General features: G+C 61.7%; 16 protein-coding genes and 1 riboswitch. Of the genes, 11 read left to right on the top strand and 5 right to left on the bottom strand.

The window, feature by feature from the left end; translation table 11 throughout:
• Positions 1 to 97 precede the first annotated feature (97 nt).
• From P0M12_RS02380 to P0M12_RS02370, 3 genes are all read left to right on the top strand, one after another.
• Positions 98 to 1,003: a phosphodiesterase gene (locus tag P0M12_RS02380; RefSeq protein ID WP_277377418.1), complete on the top strand. Its 906-nt coding sequence runs from the start codon at positions 98 to 100 to the stop codon at positions 1,001 to 1,003.
• Positions 1,004 to 1,081: 78 nt separating this feature from the next.
• Positions 1,082 to 1,195, top strand: a riboswitch (SAM riboswitch).
• Complete coding sequence (locus P0M12_RS02375) at positions 1,178 to 2,524, top strand: LLM class flavin-dependent oxidoreductase (RefSeq protein ID WP_277377417.1); 1,347 nt, start codon at positions 1,178 to 1,180, stop codon at positions 2,522 to 2,524. Its footprint overlaps the riboswitch before it by 18 nt.
• A 20-nt stretch (positions 2,525 to 2,544) precedes the next feature.
• Positions 2,545 to 3,912 (top strand): NtaA/DmoA family FMN-dependent monooxygenase, encoded by a 1,368-nt coding sequence (locus tag P0M12_RS02370; RefSeq protein WP_007729254.1) that lies wholly within the window; start codon positions 2,545 to 2,547, stop codon positions 3,910 to 3,912.
• Positions 3,913 to 3,963: 51 nt separating this feature from the next.
• Here P0M12_RS02370 and P0M12_RS02365 read toward each other — a convergent pair whose 3' ends face one another.
• Positions 3,964 to 5,457, bottom strand: a complete 1,494-nt coding sequence (locus P0M12_RS02365) for a stealth family protein (protein ID WP_277377905.1) — start codon at positions 5,455 to 5,457, stop codon at positions 3,964 to 3,966.
• Positions 5,458 to 5,737: 280 nt separating this feature from the next.
• Here P0M12_RS02365 and P0M12_RS02360 point away from each other — a divergent pair, with 280 nt between their 5' ends.
• Positions 5,738 to 5,971 (top strand): hypothetical protein, encoded by a 234-nt coding sequence (locus P0M12_RS02360; RefSeq protein ID WP_047269827.1) that lies wholly within the window; start codon positions 5,738 to 5,740, stop codon positions 5,969 to 5,971.
• A 3-nt stretch (positions 5,972 to 5,974) separates the two neighbouring features.
• Here the strand turns inward: P0M12_RS02360 and P0M12_RS02355 are convergent, their stop codons facing one another.
• Positions 5,975 to 6,400, bottom strand: coding sequence for a nuclear transport factor 2 family protein (locus P0M12_RS02355; RefSeq protein ID WP_007729259.1), 426 nt, complete (start codon positions 6,398 to 6,400; stop codon positions 5,975 to 5,977).
• A gap of 234 nt (positions 6,401 to 6,634) precedes the next feature.
• On the opposite strand from P0M12_RS02355, the gene P0M12_RS02350 reads away from it, so the two are divergent.
• Positions 6,635 to 7,609 carry a TauD/TfdA family dioxygenase gene (locus tag P0M12_RS02350; protein WP_083059573.1) on the top strand — a complete coding sequence of 325 codons (975 nt, stop codon included), beginning with the start codon at positions 6,635 to 6,637 and terminating at the stop codon, positions 7,607 to 7,609.
• On the opposite strand, the gene P0M12_RS02345 is transcribed toward P0M12_RS02350, so the two are convergent.
• Positions 7,610 to 8,452, bottom strand: coding sequence for a hypothetical protein (locus tag P0M12_RS02345; RefSeq protein WP_209909264.1), 843 nt, complete (start codon positions 8,450 to 8,452; stop codon positions 7,610 to 7,612).
• A gap of 31 nt (positions 8,453 to 8,483) precedes the next feature.
• Complete coding sequence (locus P0M12_RS02340; protein ID WP_209909261.1) at positions 8,484 to 10,277, bottom strand: alanine racemase; 1,794 nt, start codon at positions 10,275 to 10,277, stop codon at positions 8,484 to 8,486.
• A 160-nt stretch (positions 10,278 to 10,437) separates the two neighbouring features.
• On the opposite strand from P0M12_RS02340, the gene P0M12_RS02335 reads away from it, so the two are divergent.
• Positions 10,438 to 11,883, top strand: a complete 1,446-nt coding sequence (locus P0M12_RS02335; RefSeq protein WP_007729264.1) for an amino acid permease — start codon at positions 10,438 to 10,440, stop codon at positions 11,881 to 11,883.
• Positions 11,880 to 12,800 carry a universal stress protein gene (locus tag P0M12_RS02330; protein WP_064074708.1) on the top strand — a complete coding sequence of 307 codons (921 nt, stop codon included), beginning with the start codon at positions 11,880 to 11,882 and terminating at the stop codon, positions 12,798 to 12,800. Before P0M12_RS02335 ends, P0M12_RS02330 begins: the two co-directional genes overlap by 4 nt.
• Positions 12,801 to 12,842: 42 nt before the next feature.
• Here the strand turns inward: P0M12_RS02330 and P0M12_RS02325 are convergent, their stop codons facing one another.
• Positions 12,843 to 13,844 carry an MBL fold metallo-hydrolase gene (locus P0M12_RS02325; RefSeq protein WP_029255764.1) on the bottom strand — a complete coding sequence of 334 codons (1,002 nt, stop codon included), beginning with the start codon at positions 13,842 to 13,844 and terminating at the stop codon, positions 12,843 to 12,845.
• Between the two features lie 296 nt (positions 13,845 to 14,140).
• On the opposite strand from P0M12_RS02325, the gene P0M12_RS02320 reads away from it, so the two are divergent.
• From P0M12_RS02320 to P0M12_RS02305, 4 genes are all read left to right on the top strand, one after another.
• The gene (locus P0M12_RS02320; RefSeq protein ID WP_064074709.1) at positions 14,141 to 15,241 is read left to right on the top strand and encodes an LLM class flavin-dependent oxidoreductase; all 1,101 of its coding nucleotides are present in this window, start codon (positions 14,141 to 14,143) and stop codon (positions 15,239 to 15,241) included.
• A gap of 110 nt (positions 15,242 to 15,351) precedes the next feature.
• Positions 15,352 to 17,475 carry a hypothetical protein gene (locus P0M12_RS02315; RefSeq protein ID WP_231915213.1) on the top strand — a complete coding sequence of 708 codons (2,124 nt, stop codon included), beginning with the start codon at positions 15,352 to 15,354 and terminating at the stop codon, positions 17,473 to 17,475.
• Entirely contained in the window at positions 17,468 to 18,985 is a 1,518-nt protein-coding gene (locus tag P0M12_RS02310) for an ATP-binding protein (protein ID WP_277377416.1), read from the top strand. The genes P0M12_RS02315 and P0M12_RS02310 overlap by 8 nt, the downstream gene beginning before the upstream one ends.
• Positions 18,982 to 21,906: a Z1 domain-containing protein gene (locus P0M12_RS02305; RefSeq protein ID WP_277377415.1), complete on the top strand. Its 2,925-nt coding sequence runs from the start codon at positions 18,982 to 18,984 to the stop codon at positions 21,904 to 21,906. The genes P0M12_RS02310 and P0M12_RS02305 overlap by 4 nt, the downstream gene beginning before the upstream one ends.
• The last annotated feature ends 30 nt before the right edge of the window (positions 21,907 to 21,936 follow it).

Here is a 21,936-nt window from a genome sequence, read left to right as displayed (position 1 = left end):
GTGCCCCGATCAGTCACTGTTGGTCGGTTGACTAGTCTCGACGATCAGTAGGTGCCGCACCGGCGCCTACGCGTCGGCAAGCGGAAGCGAGAGACCGATGAGCGTTCGGAATGCCGAGTACCCGCGTCCGAAGCATTTCCTGGTGCACCTCAGTGACACGCATCTGGTGGCTCAGGGGGAGTTGTACGACGCCGTGGATGCGTCGACGAGATTGCGGGAAGTGCTCAGCGGGATCGTGGCCTCGGGCGCACGCCCGGATGCACTGATATTCACCGGCGACCTGACCGACCAGGGACACCCCGACGCATACGCGGAATTGAAAGCCATCGTGGAACCTGTGGCGGCCGAGATCGATGCGCAGGTCGTCTGGGCGATGGGCAATCACGACGACCGCTCTACTTTCAGATCTCTGCTGTTGGGCGAGGACGCCACCGATCATCCCGTCGACAACGTCTACGACCTTGACGGACTGCGGGTGATCACCTTGGATTCGTCGGTTCCCGGTCATCACTACGGTGAGATCTCGGATCGTCAATTGGATTGGTTACGAGCAGAATTGGCGGTGTCGGCGCCCGACGGAACAATTCTGGCGCTGCATCATCCGCCGGTTCCGTGCATTCAGGATCTCGCGGTTCTGGTGGAGTTGCGCGATCAGTCCCGGTTGGCAGACGTCTTGCGTGGCAGCGACGTCCGGGCGATTCTTGCTGGGCATCTGCACTATTCGACGACGGCGACGTTCGCCGGCATTCCGGTTTCCGTGGCGTCGTCGACGTGTTACACCCAGGACTTGAATGTGGAAGTCGGTGGTCAGCGTGGTCGTGACGGGGCTCAGGGGTGCAATCTGGTGCACGTGTACGACGAGACAATTGTTCATTCGGTCGTTCCACTCGGCGCGCACGTGACGGTCGGTGAGCCCGTCGACGCGGCCGAGGGTGCCCGGAGGCTCAGTGTTGCCGGCATTCGAATCCTCGAGAGCGAAAAGGCGGCACGCTCGATCATCTGAGGTGGCAGGCGGTTTCCGACACCCACGCGCAGTTCTGGGTGATTGCCGGGCGGTCGCGTACTCACTACCGTCGAGGTAGGTGCAGAGCTCCAGCAACAAGGACCGGCTAGCTGGACGGCAACCCTTCATGCCGATGGGGTGCCCCGGAATCACACCTGGCGATACGCGCGGTGCGTGTCGCAAGCGGCAGTCGCCACGAGAACCGTCAGTCGGGTGCTGACGGTTTCTGCGGTCGGCACTGTGCGCTCCCGAGTAGTTCTCGAACAGGAGTATGCGCCGATGACCTCCACCCCCTCCTCTCATCTTGCTCCGTTGCATCTCGCCGTAGCGCTGGACGGTGCCGGTTGGCACCCTGCAGCCTGGCGAGAGCCGCACTCGCGCCCGAGTGAGCTGTTCAGCGCGTCGTATTGGACTGACGTGGTGACGACCGCCGAGCGTGGTCTGCTCGATTTCGTCACCATCGAGGACAGTCTCTCGGTGCCGGCCAACCCACTCGAGCCTGTCGACGACGCGGTTGACCGGGTGCGCGCTCGGCTCGACGCACATCTCGTGGCCGCCCGACTGGCACCGATCACGAGCAACATCGGGTTGATCCCGACCATCACCACCATTCACACCGAACCGTTCCACGTGTCCAAAGCCGTTGCCACGCTGGACTACACCTCGCGCGGTCGCGCCGGGTGGCAGGTGAAGGTGTCGGCGTCGGAATCCGAGGCAGCACAGTTCGGGCGCCGCGACATCCCAGCGCTCACCGATGCCGACCGTCAGTCGATCGTTTCAGGCGTCCTCCCGGACTTCGTGCGCGCGCTGTTCGACGAAGCTGCGGAGGCAGCCGACGTCGTCCGGAGACTTTGGGACAGTTGGGAGGACGACGCCGAGATCCGTGATGTGGAGCAGCGCCGATTCATCGACCGGGACAAGCTGCACTACATCGACTTCGAGGGAAAGTACCTCTCGGTCCGTGGTCCGTCGGTGACTCCGCGCCCGCCGCAGGGGCATCCCGTCGTCACCGCATTGGCTCATCAGCGGGTCGCGTACGAGCTGGCGGCGCGGACGGCCGATCTGGTGTTCGTGACGCCGTTCGACGACGAGCAGGTCACGGCAATCCTGGGTGAAGTGCGAGCAGCCGAAGAACACGTGCAGCGCACCGGCGAACCGCTTCGGGTCTTCACCGACATCGTCGTATTCTTCGATGCTCCGGAAGAAACCGGAAAGGAACGGCTCGCTCGCCTCGACGCGCAGGCCGGCGCCGAATACCGTTCGGACGCGCTGACCTTCACCGGCACCGCGGCTGAGTTGGCAGATCTTCTGCTCCGGTGGCAGCAGTTGGGAATCGACGGCTTCCGGTTGCGGCCGGGCGTCGTCGTGGACGACCTCGACGCGATCGCAGGTGAGCTGGTACCTGAATTGCAGCGACGCAGCGTATTCCGCACCGAGTATCCGCAGACGAATCTTCGCGGACTGCTTGGCCTACCCATCGACGTTCCCAACCGCTACGCCGCCGGTACTCCGGCCGCCTGACAGACGAGGAATACATTTTCATGAGTTCTCAGAAGCGTAAGCAGGTCATCCTGGGTGCCTACCTCGGCGGCGTCAACCATCACACTGCATGGTGGGATCCGCAGGCGGGCAGCCAGATCGAGTTCGATTCCTTCGAACACACCGCTCGAACCGCCGAGCGTGGGAAGTTCGACTTCTTCTTCCTCGCCGAAGGCCTTGCCCTTCGTGAGCGTGCAGGACAGATTTTCGATCAGGACATCATCGGTAGGCCGGACACCTTCACGGTCCTTGCATCGTTGGCGGCGGTAACCGAACACCTCGGATTGGCCGGCACCATCAACGCCACGTTCAACGAGCCGTACGAACTGGCCCGCCAATTCGCGACGCTCGATCAGTTGTCCGGAGGACGTGCCGCCTGGAACGTCGTCACCTCGTTCGACGCATTCACCGGCCAGAACTTTCGCCGCGGCGGATACCTCGACCGCGCGCAACGATACGAGCGTGCGGAGGAGACCGTAGCGCTGGTGCGTGAACTGTGGGATTCGTGGCGAAGCGACGACATCGTGGCCGACAAGGCATCAGGGCGCTTTCTCGCGCGACCGGATGCCGGTGAATTCGCTTTTCATGGATCGCATTTCGACGTGAACGGCCGATTCACAGTGCCGCGTAGCCCGCAAGGGCGCCCGGTTATTCTGCAGGCCGGGGTGTCGCCGCAGGGGCGCGATTTTGCTGCCGGCAATGCCGACGCGATCTTCTCACCGTACGGTCAGTTGCCCGAGGCGGCCGATTTCTATCGCGATATCAAAGCACGTGCCGTTGCGGCCGGACGTGACCCGGGTGACATCAAGATCCTGCCGTCGGCGAGTTTTGTTCTCGGCACCTCGGAGGCAGATGCGATCGAGAAGTACCGAGAGATTCGCGACCAGCAGGTCACCGGCCAGACCGCTTTGGTTCTGCTCGAACAGATCTGGAATCTCGATCTGTCGAAGTACGACCCCGAAGGACCACTACCCGATATCGCTCCGGATCCCGAGGCTCCGCCGATCATCCAGGGCCGCGCCTTCATTCACCAAGATCGTTTCGCGACCGTCGCAAAACTGCGCGCGGTAGCGGAGAGCAAGAAGTTGAATCTGCGCGAAGTGGTGATCGATCAGTTCGAGCGTGGACCGATCGTGGGTACACCGCAGCAGGTTGCCGAGAAAATAGATTCGTTTGTCAGCAACGACGGTTCGGATGGGTTCATCCTCGGGTCGCACCTTGTGCCGACCGGCCTCGACGAGTTCGTCGACGACGTGGTGCCGCTGCTGCAGGATCGAGGTGTTCTCCGCAGTGACTACGAAGGAACGACGTTGCGTGACAATCTCGGTCTGCCCATTCCGGTGCAACGGGAGCATGTGACAGCACGCTGATCGACCGAAGTAGCAAGGGCCCAGCCGAAATCGGCTGGGCCCTTGTTTCGTCTAGGCTTCCCAGGGCGCCGGGATGGGGTAGTAGCTCTCCAGGAACTCCGTGATCTTGCGTGTGCGAAGTTCCAGATCGATCTCCGGAGCGCTGCCGTCGTTGAGGCAGAAGAAGTCCATGGAGCGCTTGGCGAGCAGTGAGTCCATGTCGCGCAAACCGGCCTTGACCGTCGTGTCGACGTATTTGACGGCGGCGGACTTCTGCACCACCGACCGTCCACTCATGAGCGTGTAGTAGTGGTACAGCGAATTGGTCACCGAGATATTGGAACTCGCGCGGAAGGTGCTTGCTGCAGTGGCCGCGAAGTCTTCGGCGAACTCGCGTTCCATCTCGGCCATCACGCTCTTGCGTAGTGGCGTCGCTGCGTGCTCCAGATGTCTGGTGGTCATCAGACCGAAGCGGTCCTGCAGCAGACGGCGGTTGACGCGGGCCGCATTCTCGAACCCGCTGCGGTCGTTGTCGTTGTGTCCCAATCCGATTCTGGTGTCGGCCTCGATGAACATGCTGATCCCACCGGGGGAGAAGAACATGTCAGGGCCGACGGGGCGACCGAAGAACATGTCGTCATTGGAGTAGAGGAAATGCTCTGCCAGACCCGGAATATGGTGCAGCTGGCACTCGACAGCTTGAGAATTGTGGGTGGGCAACACACTTGGATCGGCGAAGAACTTTTCGCTGGGCATGAACGTGACTCGCGGATCGTCGGCAAGCCAGTCCGGACGATCGGAATCGGTTGCGACGAAGATCCGCCGGATCCACGGCGCGTACATGTGGATAGATCTAAGTGCGTATTTGAGCTCGTCGATCTGACGGAAGCGCGCTTCTGATTCGTCGCCCTCGCCGACGATGTAGTTCTGCATGCGCTTGGCGCGCTGAGCCTGAAACTCTTTGGAAGAACCGTCGACCCAGGAAAAGACAAGATCGATATCGAAGCTGATATCGGAGGCATGATCGGCGAACATCTTCTCGATGGTCGGCCAGATCCGGCCGAATCGCTCGACGGTTCCTCGGACAGCTTCTTCGGGGAGGACGGTTCGTCGTGTCAGTGAGTTCTCGACGGGTAGGACGATTTCTTCGTCGGAAATCGACCACAATTCGATCTGAACGCCGATGTTCGCGCCGTAGTTCATACCGCTTGCGACGTGAACCCTCGGACGGAACAAGCGGAAGATCCGTGACTTGTTGGTTTTCGACAGGGCACCGTCCGCGACAAGGAGCGCTGGACTCTTCTTCGCGTCGACGGTTTTGGAATAGAAGGGTGCGTTTGCGCATCCCTCGACAAGTGCCTGCCGCAGGTTCTTGCGTTCCGTCCAGCTGACCGCGATGACCGGGCGCTCGTCGTTTCCGCGGACGAGTAGATACTCGATTCCTGCGGCGTCGAGGATGTCGCGGATGAAGAGGAGATCTTCGACCATCGCTTCGAGCGGCGTGGTGGTCGTGATCGCGAGGGCAAAACGATTCTTGAATCGGACGGTCTCGGGTAGCTCGCCCATCCGTGCGCGTGACGCGGCCGACGCCGGCTCCACAGGATTGGGGCTGTCCTGCTCCGGAGGTACGAAGTAGATGTCGTGCGGAGCGGGAGATTCTGTAATGGGATGCCTTCCGATTCTGATCCAGCTGTGTATCTGTCGCCCCCGACGCTGCGAGAGCGTGGTGGCGACGAGCTCAGTCTATGCCGTCGGCGCCGAAAGTCGGACATGAGTGACGGGGATGGGTAGCGCGGGGCGAGTCGGGTACCCCGAGGACCGAAGCGAGAGTGAAGGAGGAGAACCGATGCGTGTGAAAGCGATGGTCGGAACAGGCGCGGTGGCGGTTGCGCTGGCCGCCGGCCCAGTTGCGACAGCGTCTGCGGAGCGAACCGAGGCAGCGGGGTCGGAGGGTTCACCGGAGATGCTGACCTGCGAGGTTGTCTTCGATGCACTCGAAGATATGAGCCCGGAATGGACGGAAGAGGGGATCGATCAGGTCGAAGACTGGTGTGAGGCGATCACCGGCGAAGAAGACTGAGCGTCAGCCGCGCGAAATCACCCGTCGCGAGAGTCGCCACCGCCCATCTTCGAGTTCGAACTCGTCCGCGTAGCTCCCGACGCCGCTGAGTTCGGGCGACGTGGCTGTGTCGACGTAGAACGTCCACACCGCGTCCGCGCGGGCTGTAGTTTCCGACGTCACGTCCACGGCGATCGCCGTGGTGACGTGACGTGTGAACGTGCCAGGCCCTTGAATGCCGGCCGCGCGACGCTCGCGAACTCCAGCAGCAATTTCTTCACGGCCACGTCGTACCTGTGCGGGGATACCGCGATCGGGATTGGCCGGCATGTTCCATTCGGCCTCGCGCGTGAACTGCTCCACGTAATCCTCGACCGAGCCGGTATCGGCAAGATGCGCGATGCGAGCGAGCGTTGAACGAATCTGTTCGGCAGGGCCCTCGGGTTGCATGCTGTCCTCCGTAGACGTGGGTGCGGCAGATCGCACGCTACAGCTCATGACGACAACGACGACGGCCTCGTCCCAGTGAGCGGCAATATTCTCTGGCGAGGGAGCGGCGAACTTTGAGATCACCTCGAGTTCAACCGTATTCGAGCCCGCAGCGTAAATGATTGAGTGTTCACAGTAGGCAGCGCCATGTCGACTGCCGCGCCCGTAGGCTTGACCGACTCACAGGAGATCGCCATGTCCGTCACCGAACTCGAACGTGTCACCCAGACCCCGGAGCAGATCTACGCTGCCGGCGGAATCACTGTCCACAAGGTCGGTGAGCTGATCGGCGCCCGCATCGACGGCGTACACCTCTCTGGGGATCTGTCCGAAGAGACCGCCTACGCGATCAACTATGCGCTGGCAGCGCACAAGGTTGTGTTCTTCCGTGGGCAGCATCATCTCGACGACACGTCGCAGTACGAATTCGCCGGAACCCTCGGCACCCAGACCACCCCGCATCCGACGGTGAAGTCCAGGGGCGACAAGCTGTTGGTGCTCGACCGTGCCGCCAACAGTTGGCACACGGACGTGACGTTTGTCGACCGCATTCCGAAAGCCTCGATTCTGCGAGCGACGACCATTCCCGAGTACGGCGGAGCGACCACGTGGGCGTCGACCACCGCTGCGTACGACCAACTGCCGCCTTCGCTCAAAGTCTTGGTCGAGAATTTGCGGGCCGTTCACACCAATGCCTACGACTATGCCGAGGTTGTCGATCAGGCGAACCCGGTGGACGCGCAGCGCCAGGCCTACTACGCCGAATTCACCCGTGAGATCTACGAGACCGAACACCCGGTGGTGCGTATCCATCCGGCGACGGGGGAGAAGACCCTCCTGCTCGGTCACTTCTTCAAGGAGTTCGTCGGGCTCAAGCCGTCAGAGTCGGTCGCTCTTTACCAGATCCTGCAGGCACGAATCATCAAGTTGGAAAACACTGTTCGATGGAACTGGTCGGCCGGCGACCTGGCGATCTGGGACAACCAGGCGACTCAGCATTACGGTATCGCCGACTACGGGACTCAGGCCCGCAGTGTGCACCGTGTGACATTGGCCGGCGACGTCCCCGTCGACGTCCACGGCGAGCAGAGTCGAATCCTCCAGGGTGACGCCGCGGAGTATTCGATCATCGCGGACATCGATCGGCTTCCCGGCTTTGTCGCGAACTGATCAGTCGTGCTGCGGGTGATCCGGCGGGAACATCTGTCCCCATGAGTGACTGCACGCTCGGCACGTCCATTCCGGGGTGTCCGGTCCCACGACGCAGCCAGTTGCGGCGAGCCACGGTAGGTGATCGAACGGATGGACCGGCATCCCCGGGGCACACTGAGCGGTTCTGTGTGCACCGCAGTGTGGGCACGGTGGATTTTTCGCCAGCATGTAGTCGATGAAGTTGGTGTGCCCAGACGTGGCCCTCCTTCCGGTGCACTTGCGGCACAGGACGGCTGGGTAGTCGTCACCAGGTTCAGCCTGCCTGAAGATCCGTGATGCGGAATGAAAGTGAAGGCGATCGCTGCTGTTGAACTTTCGCAACGGCATCGGTGAGCCGCAACCTGTGCAGTTGCCCCGCTCGTTCATCAACGTTCGGGCGTGGGCAGCTGTGGACGTCGGATCCAGCGTGTCGATGTCGCCGAAGTAGTGCGCATAGTGCGACTGGCCGGCCGTGAGAATCCGGTCGGCCAGTGCGTCGTCGACCGGCCCAGGATCCGTGGGAAACGTGATGGACCATCGTTGTTCGAGTTCTGGAACGGTGGGCAAACCGTGGAGTTCGTACGGGCGTTCATCGACTTCCATCCGCGACGTGCCGTCGAACGGCGCAGCCACGGTCTCGATGCAGAGCACCGTGCGAGGAGTGGTGTCGAGAACCGTGATCATCAGGTCACCGATGTCCATCTTTCCGCGCATGATCCAGGGATCGAGGCGTGCTCTGGGTTCGAGAAACGCGACCACGGCATCGATCCATGGCGTGCCGAGTGCGATGAATACGTGCTGACCGGGGCTCCGCATGATCATCGAACGATTCTCGCAAGGGCTGCCGACAACGTCAGGCTTTGACCACCTTGCGCCCGAGCAGCGATGCAACCAGTCCGTCGACGAAGGTCGCCTGACGGCCGAGAGGATCGGAATCCGCTCCCGCAACGCTGCCGATCGAAATCGATCTCGTCAGGCCGGTCTCGCTGATGAATTCGGCGGCGAGGTGCGCTTCTCGGAATGTGAGGCCGCCCAGATGTGTCGTGTCGTCGACGCCGAGAACACGCCCGTCGATGATGTCCATGTCGAAGTGGACGTGGACGCCGTTCACACCCTGTCCCGCCGCGGCGAGAACGCGAGGCATCAAGGCCGCCATGCCATGGCGATCGATCTCGTCGATCGTCACCAGCAATACCCCGTACTCGTCGAGTGCGCGCTTGTGATCGACCGTGGCGTTCTTGACGCCCACCAAGACGGTGTTCTCCAAACTGGGGCCGTGCAGATCCGCCGCCGACGACAGCAATTGCTCGATGTCACCGTGTGAAGCGAAAATGATTGCACCCAAATCGGTTCCAGGTTCGGTGGCGATCGGAATTCTGGTGTTCTGCCAGGCTTCGGCAGTGAGCCACAGCGGCAGCGTTGTGAGATCCGCAGCGGCATTCTCTCCTTGAACGCAGTCGAAACCGATTCCGGACATGTCCTCACGTAGACCGTGATCGAGGAGATGGCTTGCCAGGCCGGTAGTTTCGAGGTCGATCAATTCGACTGTCGCATTGGCATCAATCGGTTCAGTGCCCAGGACATAGCGCTTTTCGACGTAGGGCGATGTCATCGCCATCAAGAGCGCGCCGTAGTCGATCGTGAAGTCGACCGTCCCACCCAGTCGGTATTCGTCGCCTGTTTCTCCGGCGTCGACGAGGAGGTGATCGCTACTGGCGCTGATCACCTTCAGGCGCGGATCGATTGGGGTCAATCCTTCCGGCGAGATGTCTTCGCGGCCGATGGACAAGATCAGGCGTCGGCTCGGCTTGTCCTCGTTGTCGAAGACGGGGCGTCGGCCGAACGCGTCTTCCCCTGACACTCCATACGGCCGCGACGGCTTGATCTTGGCCTCGATGATGTCCGCGGTGAGAGTGAAGGCGTCGTTGTTCAGCAGTTCGTACAGTCCTGGGGGAGTCGGTGATTCGGCCAGAACGATGCTGGCACCCAAACGCAGATGGTTGATCCCCTCGGGCATCGTTCCGGTCTCGAGGAGTGGCAGAGAGAACGTATTGCCGCCGGAAACGATCGGCAGTTCGATCGAGAACCGCTTCGTGATTTCGTCGGCAATGTAGACCAGATTCGACAGGTTGTCGACGGTTGGCTGGATGCCGCCGACGCACGCGAGATTCGCGCCGATTCCGATCAGTCTGATGCCCTCGATGGGAAGGATTTCGGCGACTACATCCAACGCCTCCGCCGGCAGGATCCCTTCGCGGAGATCTCCGAGGTCGATCATCAGCACGATGTCGTGGATTACTCCTCGCGCCCGTGCTGCTCTGCCCAGAGCAACAATCGTCGTCAACTCCGAGTTGAGGCTGATGTCCGCGTAGCGGATCGTGTCGTCGATCTCGTTCAACGACGGTGCGCGGATCAGCATCAGGGGAACGGTGATGCCGTCGCGGCGGATGCGGGCCAGGTTGTCCAGGCGGGAGTCGGCGATCTGTGCGACGCCGCCGCGGACCATTGCTCGCGCCACCTTGGGGGAGCCACATGTAGATTTGCTGACGCCCGCCACCGCAATACCCTTGGCATTGGACGCTTCGACGAGGACGCGCGCATTCTGTTCGATACGACGCAGGTCGACGGTGATGGTCGGTCCGGTCATGATCTCCCCGTTTTCTCCGAAGGCGGTTCACGATCCGGGCATTCCAGACCGGACGGTTGGCGTGAGCTGGGCAACTTTGCTCCAACTGTTGTGTCGCAGGACACTTACGTGCAGTATGAGGATACAACAGTTTCCTACCAGGCACTCTAGAGGAGCGTCGATGGCTACTCTCGTCAAACACGTACTTCGGCGCAAGCCGGCTTTGCAGATAGACCAGGAGACCGGCGCAGATACCAACGGCGGCGAGCTGACCCGAAGTATCGGTTTGGCGCAGTTGTCCATGTTCGGCATCGGCGCCACGATCGGCACCGGTATCTTCTTCGTCCTCTCGCAGGCAGTCCCGGTTGCGGGTCCGGCAGTCATCATCTCCTTCGTTGTTGCCGGTGTCGTCGCGGGACTCACAGCGATTTGTTACGCGGAGTTGGCCGGAGCTGTCCCGGCGTCGGGCTCGTCGTATTCCTACGCTTACGCGACGCTCGGAGAGCTTCCGGCCATGGCCGTCGGCGCGTGTCTGCTTCTCGAGTACGGAGTCTCGGCCGCGGCGGTGTCCGTCGGATGGTCGCAATATTTGAACCAGCTACTGGGCAACCTCTTCGGGTTCCAGATCCCCGACGCGTTGTCACAAGCGCCGGAGCAGGGCGGCATCATCAATCTGCCCGCAGTGATCCTGGTGTGCCTGTGCGGTGTTCTGCTCATCCGCGGCGCCAGTGAATCGGCCAAGGCCAACGCCATCATGGTCTCGATCAAACTCGCAATTCTGCTGCTCTTCATCGTGGTCGGCATCGCCGGATGGAACAGCAATCACTTCGCCGACTTCGCACCGTTCGGATTCAGTGGCGTCATGTCCGCCGCCGGAATCATCTTCTTCTCGTACATCGGCCTCGACGCCGTGTCCACCGCCGGCGAAGAAGTGAAGAACCCTCGTCGCAATCTCCCTCTCGCGATCCTCATTGCGCTCGTGTCTGTCACCGCGATCTACATCGCCGTTGTCGCCGTGGCGATCGGTGCACAGGATTCCGCATCGTTCGAAGGTCAGGAAGCCGGGCTGTCCGCCATCCTCGAACAGGTGACCGGATCTACCTGGCCGGGAACACTTCTGGCCGCCGGTGCGGTGATCTCGATCTGCAGCGTCACGCTCGTGGTCATCTACGGTCAGACCCGGATCCTGTTCGCGATGTCACGCGACGGCATGATTCCGTCGATCTTCCACAAGGTGAACCCGCGGACTCTGACGCCGGTGCCCAACACCATCATCGTCTGCGTCGTCATCAGCATTCTGGCCGGTTTCATTCCGATCAACTTCCTCGCCGAAATGACCAGCATCGGAACTCTGGTGGCCTTCCTCGTGGTCTCGGTCGGGGTCATCATCCTGCGGCGCAGTGACCCGGACCTGCCGCGCAGCTTCAAAGTTCCCGGCTATCCGGTGACGCCGATCCTCTCGATCCTGGGCTGCCTGTGGATCATCAAGGACCTCCGAACCGTCACGATCTACGTATTCCTCGTCTGGGTGACCGTCGCGATCATCTGGTACTTCGCCTACGGTATGAAGCACTCGCGCCTCGGGGCGAAGAACCGCGCCGAACTGGGATCGGAGTCCGAGTCATGACGTTGCTCGCGGGATACGCACCCGACGGTGACAGCTCCGGAACCGTCCATCTGGCAACGCTGTTGGCGCGTTCGTCCGGTGAACCGCTGGTGATCTGCGCGGTGATTCCCTCGCCGCCACCGCCCGGGATGGCGCGTGTCGACGCCGAATACCACCAGCAATTGCGAGCCGAAGCCGAAGCGGCACTGGCGAAAGCGCGGGCAGACATGCCCTCCGACGTCGACGTAACCTATGTCGTGCATGAGGCTCAGTCGGCGTCGAGTGGCCTGCTCGATCTCGTTCACGAGCACGAAGCCAAGATGATCGTCCTGGATTCGTCTACGGCCGGGGTGTTCGGTCACGTGGCTCTCGGCAGTGTCACCTCACGCTTGCTGCACAGCTCCGACGTTCCGGTCGCCCTGGCGCCGAGGGGATTTCGAACCAAGCCCGGTGAGGTGGTTCGCCGCGTCACCGCCGCATACTCGGGCACACCCGATCAAGACGATCTGGTGCTCGCCGCCGCGACCGTGGCTGCGCGTGTCGATGCCGGACTCAGACTGGCGGCGTTTGCAGTTCGCGCAAACGCGCAGTACACGACCACGCTCGGGACCGAGGGGGATTCACCGATCATCTCTGAGTGGGCCGAGGTGGTCGAGCGCGAGACCAACGCTGCCTTCGAGCGCGTGCGTGCACTGCCCGAAATACCCGACGTCATGGAATCGGTTATCAGCCATGGTCGTAACTGGGCCGAGGCGCTCGCGGGCGTCGAGTGGGACCGAGGTGACGTTCTGACTGTCGGCTCGAGCAAGGCAGGTCCACTGGCGCGGGTGTTCCTCGGCAGTCGGGCGGCGAAGATCGTGCGGTACTCACCGGTTCCGGTGGTGGTGGTGCCGCGATCGGCGTCGACCCGAATAGTCGATCAGGCCGAAGCGGAATAGAGATCAGGGCCGACGAGCGGAGTGCTTGTCGGCCCTGATCTTTCAGATGGAGCGAGCGAAGAGCGCGGGCTCGGAGCCGGGAACCTGAGAGACCTGCTCTCGGGCAACCAGATGGCGAAGGTGAGCTGCACCTTCGGACAACGCCATCGTCTTTCCCATCGGGGAGATCTCGGCCCACGGCTTGTACCACTTCATCTTTGCCGCGACGTCCCACACGGTGAGCTTGTCGTCGGCGAACTCTTGCAGCAGATGATCGAGTCGCTCCTGGTGATGCTCGATCAACTCGCCGGCGCGGCCACCGACGTCGTCGATCGGAATGCCGTGAGCGCCGAGACCGCGGGTGATGTTCATGTTCTGCACCCGTGCGAGCGAGTCGAGGAAGTCGGCGAGGGCGTCTCGCTCGTCGAGTGGGTACACGAAGTTGCCGACGTGTGGTGTCGTCTTCTGCAGGACGTGGTCGCCGGTGAACATGACGTCGGCGTCGTCGAGGTAGAAGCAGACGTGACCAGGCGTGTGGCCGGGGGTGTAGACAACGCGGAGGCCGCGGCCGGTGAGCGCGATGATCTCGTCGTCGGCGAGAAGGCGGTCGGGAGCGGACTCGGGGCCCACCGGAGACTCACCCGCGGCAGCCAGTCGGAAGGCATCACGGTCAGCTGCGGGCGCTCCGGCACGTTCCATGTTGTCGAGCTGGTACGCCATCCACTCCTCGTTACGCGCAGTGGCCATCTGATCGAACAGGTAGTGGTCGTCCTCGTGCATGGCGATCCAGGCGCCGGATGCCTCGCGGACCCGTCCGCACAGTCCGGTGTGGTCCGGATGGAAGTGCGTGACCACGACGCCCTCGATGTCGGTCACCGAATGCCCGATCTCGGCGAGCCCCGCGTTGAGGCCCTGCCAGCCGTTGTCGTCGCCCCATCCGGCGTCGACCAAGATCAGTCCGCCGGGGGATTCCATGGCGTAGACGAGCGTGTGCCCGAGCGGGTTGTCCGTGATCGGGACAGGAATCTGGAATATGCCATCACCGATGGCCGCCGCACCGTTCATAACAAGTACCTCATAACGATAAGGGAACGCACTCTTAGTACTTCATGTTTACCGTGCGCTTGATTGGTCAGTGACACAGGTCCTGCCTGGCGGGAGTTCGGCATGTTTTCGGTCGACTTCGGATCGGTGAGAGTTTTATCGACCGAATGGTCTCATTGAGTCGAAAGATGTTGCTGAGTAGCGTGTTTCGCGACGTCATTGCGTTGGGAACATCCTCGGATGGCGGATCCGTCGAGCAGTCGCGCACTAGCCTCCGAGGGACAGGCGTGCTGTGTGGTTATCGAGAAAGACGGGTCATGCGTTTTCAGGTTCTGGACATCATTTTCAACCCACCCCATCCAGTGACCGGCGAGGAAGTTGCCCCGTCCGATCGGCTCAACCGCGTCGTCGAACTCGCGGTTCTCGCCGAAGAACTGGGTATCGATTCGTTCTCGGTGGGTGAGCGCCACGCCGGGCCGGTTCTTTCGTCGGCGCCAACCGTCGTTTTGGGGGCGATTGCGCAGGCCACGGACAGAATCCTGCTGTCGACAGGTGTCACGGTCCTTTCGCTACTCGATCCGATCCGAGTCGCCGAAGATTTCGGAACCATCGATCAACTCAGCCGGGGACGCCTCGAGATCGTGATCGGCAAGGGCAACGAGGTCCTTCAGTACCCGCTCCTCGGGTTGGACATCGCCAAGCAGTACGAATACCTCACCGAGAACTACGAACTCCTCAAACTGCTGATCAGCGAGGAAAACGTCAAGTGGGTGGGGACTCACAGACCATCGCTCGAGGACGCGACGACGCTACCGCGTCCGTATGACGGCCCGTTCCGTATCTGGCATGGATCGGCTACCTCGTTCGAGGCCGTCGAACTCGCGGCGAAGTGGGGCGACCCCATCGTCACCGCCAACGCCTTCCAGCCTCGTGAGAACTACAAAGTGCTGATCGACCACTACCGCGAGCAGTACCTGGCGTACGGACATGACCCGGCCAAGGCGTATGTCGGTTCGGGTTCGGGCGGATTGTTCCTCGCCGACACGACCGAGCAGGCCATCGAAGAGTTCCGTCCGATCTACGAGGGCGCCGTTGCACAAGCTGACAAACGCAAGCACGACCCCAAAGCGGTCGGAAAGTCGACGAGCTTCCGGACGATCGAGGAAGCCGTCGACCGCGGGCCGGCGTTGGTCGGGTCTTCGGAGCGAGTCGCCGAGAAGATCCTCGATTACCACCAGAGCTACGGCCACGATTTCCAATCGGTGTCGGTCAATCACGTGCTCGACTTCGAGCAGCAGAAGGACACTCTGCGCCGCTTTGCCGAGGAGGTCATCCCGCTGGTGAAGGCCGAACTGTCGACGACGCTGTGGACGTCGGTCGACAAAGATCGGGCGAAGGGTTTCACCGCCGTCGACTGAGCGGAGAAAGTCTGACTGTCGGGTAAGCAGGTCCGGCGCTGCGACCGCTCACAAGCTGCAGTAACTTGTTACCGACATCGCGGTCGGTTTTGACTGCAATGAAGGTATCCGTGAGTGGGAGTAGTGCGTTGACGTTGGGTGTGAACTCGCTTCCCGCGAACGAGCTGAGTCAGACGCTGTGGGTCGATCTGTTTCCTTGGCTGGACGACTACGTATCCGATCGTGCTGCGCTGCTCGAGCCGCTGGCCCCGTCGCCTGATTGGTGGTTCAGCGAAGCGCCGTCGTTCACTGTTCTCGAGGTCGATCTCGAGAAGGTTCTCTCCGAGCTGGCGTCCCTCTACATCGCTCACCACGCGGCAGCGGTATTACAAGAGAGCTTTCCGCTCCTTGGTGAAGATCTCCCGCTGGAGGTGTTGAGTCTCGATACTCGCGCAGTGACGGCGTTGTCACGGCTCACCACCGACAAAGCAATCGGCGGTCTACTGACGCATACGACCGCTGAGATCTTCGGCGTGCGCGGAACGAGCGAACAGACGGTGCACGACATAGTGCTCAACCTGTTGGTCTGTGCGGTCATGACGACTCCGCTCGCCCGCGTCGAGACCGCTGAGGAATCAGTTGCCCCACCCGCGATCACAGCGCTGCTCGACGATCTCGCTCAGCTGGCAATGTGGCGACGGGTCCGAGGCCAGGACAGCAGACCACTCGTCACCGTCGAGATCGACGATGAATCTCCGGCCTCGATTCAGGAAGTTGCCGCCCGGATCTCGGCTCTGACGCCGAACGACTTGCCCGACACGGACAGTACTGACGCGATGGACGAGATCGACAATCTCTTCTCGCAGCTGGATGAGCGGGAGTCGTTGGTGTTGCGTGAGCGGATCGTGGCGCGAGTTCCGCAGCGCAGGGGAGCGATCGGAGCCAAGCTCGGTGTGGGCTCGGGGCGGGTCGGGCAGATCGAGGCCGACGTGAAAGCCAAACTCAACGCGGCGTGCGGATTCGGGACGGCGGTGGGGAACCTGCTTGCCAGCCTGCGGGTCGAGATTCAGCCGGTAGCTTCGCTTGATCGCCTCCTCGACGTGCATCCGAGCATCGCGGCGGAGGTGCCTGGTTACGGAGTTCCGCTGTGGTTGGTTCTGGACCGTCTCGACGACTACTTCGAGGTGACTGACGGTTGGGCTGCCGCTCCGGGCGTCGCGGAGGCCAAGAAACGGACTCAGACCTTGCTCGAGGACTTTGAGTCCCCGAACGGTGTGGTTGCACTCGACGACGTCGCCGAAGTGGTGTCGATGTCACGCGGCGAACTGGAGAAGTGGCTTGCGTGGTGCGGCGTTGTCGTTGTGGCGGAGTCTGCGCTGACGCGTGCGCGTCGGATCTCCGATCTGGCAGTCGGCGCGCTCGAAGCCGTCGGATCGCCGAAGTCCGTCGTCGAGCTAGTGGACTTGCTGAAGTCCGATCGCAGTGAGCGGTCGATCGAGCGCGCGCTCGAGGCCGACGATCGCGTGGCGCTCGACGGCGCAGTGTGGCGGCTGCACGCCTGGGGAAGCGCGGATTCCGTTGGGGAGGAACCGGTTTCTTCGGGAGAGGCTGAAGAAGCCAGTGAGTTCAACATTGGTGGTGACGGGATAGTCCGGCGCAAGCGGACACGCAACACTGCGAAGACGCCAGAGTTGACTCGCCGCCTGTACCGGTCAGGTAGTACGTGGCGGTATCGACTGACTGTGACCGCAGATCATCTGCGGGGCTCCGGATTTGCTGTACCCGCCGGTGTTGCAGTCGCTGCCGGCTGTGTGCGGGGTGAGACCATCGAGTTGGAGAGCCACCTCGGCGTTCAAGCAGTTCGGTGGACCGGAGCGCAGCCGACGTTCGGCACTATCCGCCGATTCCTGCGTGAACTCTCCGCTGTGGAGGGCGAAGACGTGTTGCTCGAGCTGTGGCAAGACGGAACCTTCCGCGTGGTCCGACCGGCGATCGTTCACTCTGACATCGACCCACTACGTCAGGCACTTGCAGAGGTTGGCAATCGCGAGCCATTGCGAACTGCCGAGAGACATGTGGTGCGGATTCTCGCCGAAGCCGTGTGTCTGGACGGCGAAGACCGTCCACGAAAGATGCTGCGCGCGTACGAAGATCGTGGTGAAGACGTGGTTTTGGACTTCCTGGAGGCGGCATGGAGGCGCGGCGAAGCATCCGAAATCGACGAGGTAGAGGGTAAGGATGCATCCCATGACTGACGTCGCGGACACCCACATAGTGGGCACCAAGATCCTTGCTGCGGACGAGTCCCTCGCCGGCGCCATCGGCTTGCACCACACCATCGCGACAGCGCTCGCCGATCTGATCGACAACAGCCTCGACGCCGAGGCCTCCCACGTGCTGATCAGGTTCGTTCAGGACGGCACACGGATCGTGTCGATGATGGTGATCGACAACGGCTCCGGCATGGACAGTGACACCATTGATTCCGCGATGACCTACGGCCGCCGACGCGACTATGCCGCCGGGGACCTGGGTCATTTCGGTGTAGGGATGAAGGCGGCGTCGTTGAGTCAGGCTCGGTTGCTCCGAGTGTGGTCTCGAAAGTCCGGGCACCCGACGCAGGGCCGCGAGATCGACTCGGCCTCAGTGCAGGGGCGTCAGTCAGTTTCGGTGATCGAGGGCCGGCAAGCCGAAGAATTCTTCGACGCAGTCACGCCCCGCTTTCCCTTCGACACCGGAACTGTTGTCGAATGGCGCGGCATCACAACATTTCTCATGTCCGCGCACGCGGACGAGCAGACCAGCTGGCTCGAACAGACCATCAACGACGTGCGCAGTCACCTCGGCGTCGTATTTCACCGTCTCATCGAATCCGGCCGGATCGCTCTGACTGTGGATGTCTTCGACGTCGAAGCGGGACGCGCCGGCGCGCTGCGCACAGTCAGTGCCATCGACCCGTTCCGGTATCCGCGCACCGGCGACCCCAACTACCCTCGGACACTTACCGTGTCGATCGCCGGTGCCACAGTAACCGCCGAAGCTCACCTGTGGCCCGCCCGGAGCAATGCACCGGAATTTCGCATCCACGGCGCCCCCGGCCGCGACCAGCAGGGGCTCTACTTCTATCGGCACGATCGACTCCTGCAGATCGGCGGCTGGAACGCGATAGTGCGGGGCCGACCGGACTACGGATTGGCACGAATTGCTGTCGATCTGAACGATTCTCTGCTGCAGCACATCACCATCAATCCCGAGAAATCGGGGGTGACGCTCGACGCCACTGCGTCGGCTGCCGTCGACGGGGCCGTCTTCACGGATGGCAACGGTGGATTCCGTTCGTATCTGACCGATGCCGAGCGCGTCGTGCGGGCAGCCCGAAGTTCTGCACCTCGGCCGATCAGCGTCATCGAGCCGGCATCCGGCTTTCCGGAAGACGTGCTCGATTCCTTCAGCGACGCCTTCGAATTCAGCGTCGGTGATGATCCTGTTGCGGTGGGTTGGCGAGCCTTGGCGCGTGATCAGTTCTTCGAAGTCGACCTCAAGACTCGGACTTTGTGGATCAATGCGCGTTTTCGGCGTGATCTGCTCGGACGTCGCAGTCTCGACCCGGCTGATGCTCCGGTGCTCAAGACGCTTGTCTTCCTGTTGGTGAGTGAGATGTTCGAAGGAACGAGAATCGGCGCTCGTCAGAGGGAAAAGATGCAGGCGTGGCAGGAAGTGTTGATTTCCGCAGTGGCAGCGCACCGGGAGCAGGTAGTGCAGTGAGTGATGAAGTATTCCGTGCGGTTGCGCGTGAACTCGGTGACGGGTTTCCGCCCGAGAACGTGCTCTACCCGGTCAACGCGCGCCTGCGAGCGAGCTATCCGGATGGCCTGACCATCGCGGACATCATCGATGTGTTCCTCGATGAGAGTGCTGTCGGTGTACGAACGGCGCTCACCTCGCGTCTACGGCAGTGGGATGCGGAAAGTGTCGAGACGTGGGTAGGCTCGACTGTTCCGCAAAGTCCGGAACGGCGGGCTCGGATCTACGACTTGTTGGGATTGCCGGTCGACGCCCACGCCGAGATGGATGCGCACTTCCCTCGCGAAGGTGGGCCCGTTGTCATTGCGGCTCAGCAGCCGTGGGACCCCTGGTACACCTCCGAACGCCGCCGCGAGCACGACTTCTATTGGCGCGCTTACAAGCGAGTTCTAGCCGACAAGAACTGGGACGAGGCGACAATCGGAAAGCTGGACATTGCAACCACTGAGGTTGTGCACCGGCTTGCGGATCCGACGCGGCCCGAGCCGTATCAGTCCAAAGGTTTGGTGGTCGGCTACGTCCAGAGCGGGAAGACGGCGAATTTCAGCGGCGTGGTGGCCAAGGCGATCGACGCTGGGTACCGCTTGGTCATCGTGTTGACCGGCACGATCGAGATTCTCCGGAGCCAGACTCAGCGACGCCTCGACATGGAATTGGTCGGTCGTCAAAACATCAGTGCCGGTGTGGACGACGACTACGCCAACGACGAGGACTGGCGGGACGGGAACTTTCTCGAACACGAAATCGATCCGAACAAGACCAATGAAATCCCGGCTATCCGTCGACTCACCACCTCGACCTTTGACTACAAGAGCCTGCTCGCGGGCCTGAGCGCACTGCACTTCGAAACCGTGGATCACTCCCTTCCGCTGAATGATCCGAAGAATCTGTACCCCAGCAATATTCGCATCGCGGTCGTGAAGAAGAACGTCTCCAGCCTCAAGAAGCTGGTGGCCGATCTGAAGAAAGTGCCGACCGAACTCGATCAGATTCCTGCCCTGATCATCGACGACGAAGCCGATCAGGCATCGGTGAACACGATCGATCCGAAGAAGATGAAAACCGAGCAGGTCGAGCGGACGGCGATCAACGGTCAGATTGCTGAGATCCTCGGTCTACTCGAGCGTGCCCAGTACATCGGTTACACCGCAACACCTTTTGCCAATGTGTTTGTCGATCCGGAAGACAGCGTCAACGTCTTTCCTTCGGACTTCATCGTCAGTCTCGAGCGGCCCGGCCCGTACATGGGTGGTGCGGACTTCCACGATCTAGACGATCTCGAAGACGACGACAAGACTCCGGCCAATTCGAACCAGAAAGCGTACGTACGGGATCTCCGGGCCGAGTGCGACGAGGATCGCTCAGCCGAGCAGTTGCGAGCGCTCGACTCGTTTGTCCTGACCGGGGCGATCAAGCTATTCCGGGAATCGAAGGGCGCCAAGCCGTATCGGCACCACACGATGCTGGTGCACGAATCGGTGAAGCAGGCCGAGCATGACGCCGTAGCCGACGACTTCAAGGCCTTGTGGAAATCGGCCGGATACAGCCAGGCCAAGAGTCTTTCCCGGCTGGACAAGCTCTGGGCCGAAGACTTTGCGGTGGTGAGTGCGGCTCGGGGCAGTGAACTGGAGAATCCTGGTTCGTTTGCCGAGTTGGAGGAACACATCGGCGCTGCCTACGACAAGATTTCCGAGGGAACCAGCCCCGTTATCGTGGTCAACGGTGCGGCCGAGAAGGACTACAAACAGGATTCCCTCGATTTCCAGGAACGCGGCGTGTGGAAGATTCTGGTCGGCGGCACGAAGCTGAGTCGCGGCTTCACGGTCGAGGGCCTGACCATCACTTATTACACGCGTCGAACGGGCCAAGCTGACACATTGATGCAGATGGGACGATGGTTCGGATTCCGCCCCGGGTACCGAGACTTGGTGCGCCTGTTCATCGGCCGCACGGTTGGCGGACCCGCCGGCGCGGACTACGACATGTACAAGGCGTTCGAGGCGATCGTTCGGGACGAGCAGGAGTTCCGGAACGAGCTCACTCGGTTCAGCGGCGTGAACGAGAAGGGCGAACCGTGGGTCACTCCACGCGATGTGCCGCCGATGGTGTTTCAGCAGCTGCCGTGGCTGAGGCCAACGGCTCGAAACAAGATGTTCAACGCCGATCTGGTTTATCGAGGCATGGGCGGTGAAAGTTTCAGCTTCACGATGCAGCCCCCGCGAGGTGACGGTTCGATCAACGCTCGGCACTTCGACGCGGTTGCACCATTATTGAAGTCGTTGGGCGAAACAGGGTCCTTCAATTTCGTTGACAAGGATGATGTTTCGCGATCGTTCACTGCGCGATACGGCATTGTCCCTGCCCATGTGGTGTTAGAGGCCGTCGACCAGTTCGAGTGGGCGAACGGGTGGGATTTCGGTCCCCACCGCGAAGCGCTCTCGACCGCAATCGAATCCGGATTGCTCGAAGACTTCGCAGTTCTGCTGCCGTACCCCAAGACCCGGGAGCCGATCGAGATCAAGGGTTGGCACGAGAAACTTCCGATCGTCAATCGCAAGCGTCAGGAACGCGAGTACCGAACAGGTTTCACCGGTACGGCCGTCCGTGAGCGCGATGCGATCGAGCACATTGCGGGCAGCCCGAAGAAGAACGGTGGACCGCTTGCGGGTGCACTTCATCGGAAGACTCGCGGTGCATTGATTCTGGTATTGGCGAACGATCCGGCTCCTCGTCAGTTGAAACGGGCACAGGCTGGTCCCGTGGACTCGCGCGATTTTGCGACGTTGTTCTCGTACGCGCTTCCGCACGCGGCGGAGCCGTTGGGGCGAATCGGTTTTCGGGTGAAGCAGTCAGGGACAGGGGCGATCGTCGATGCGAACTAGGTGTGTTGTGGTGGGAGACAGGAATGGGTT

The sequence above is a fragment of the Rhodococcus sp. RCBS9 genome (assembly GCF_029457415.1).
Classification (GTDB): domain Bacteria; phylum Actinomycetota; class Actinomycetes; order Mycobacteriales; family Mycobacteriaceae; genus Rhodococcus_F; species Rhodococcus_F qingshengii.
This window is presented reverse-complemented; position numbering and strand designations above follow the sequence as displayed.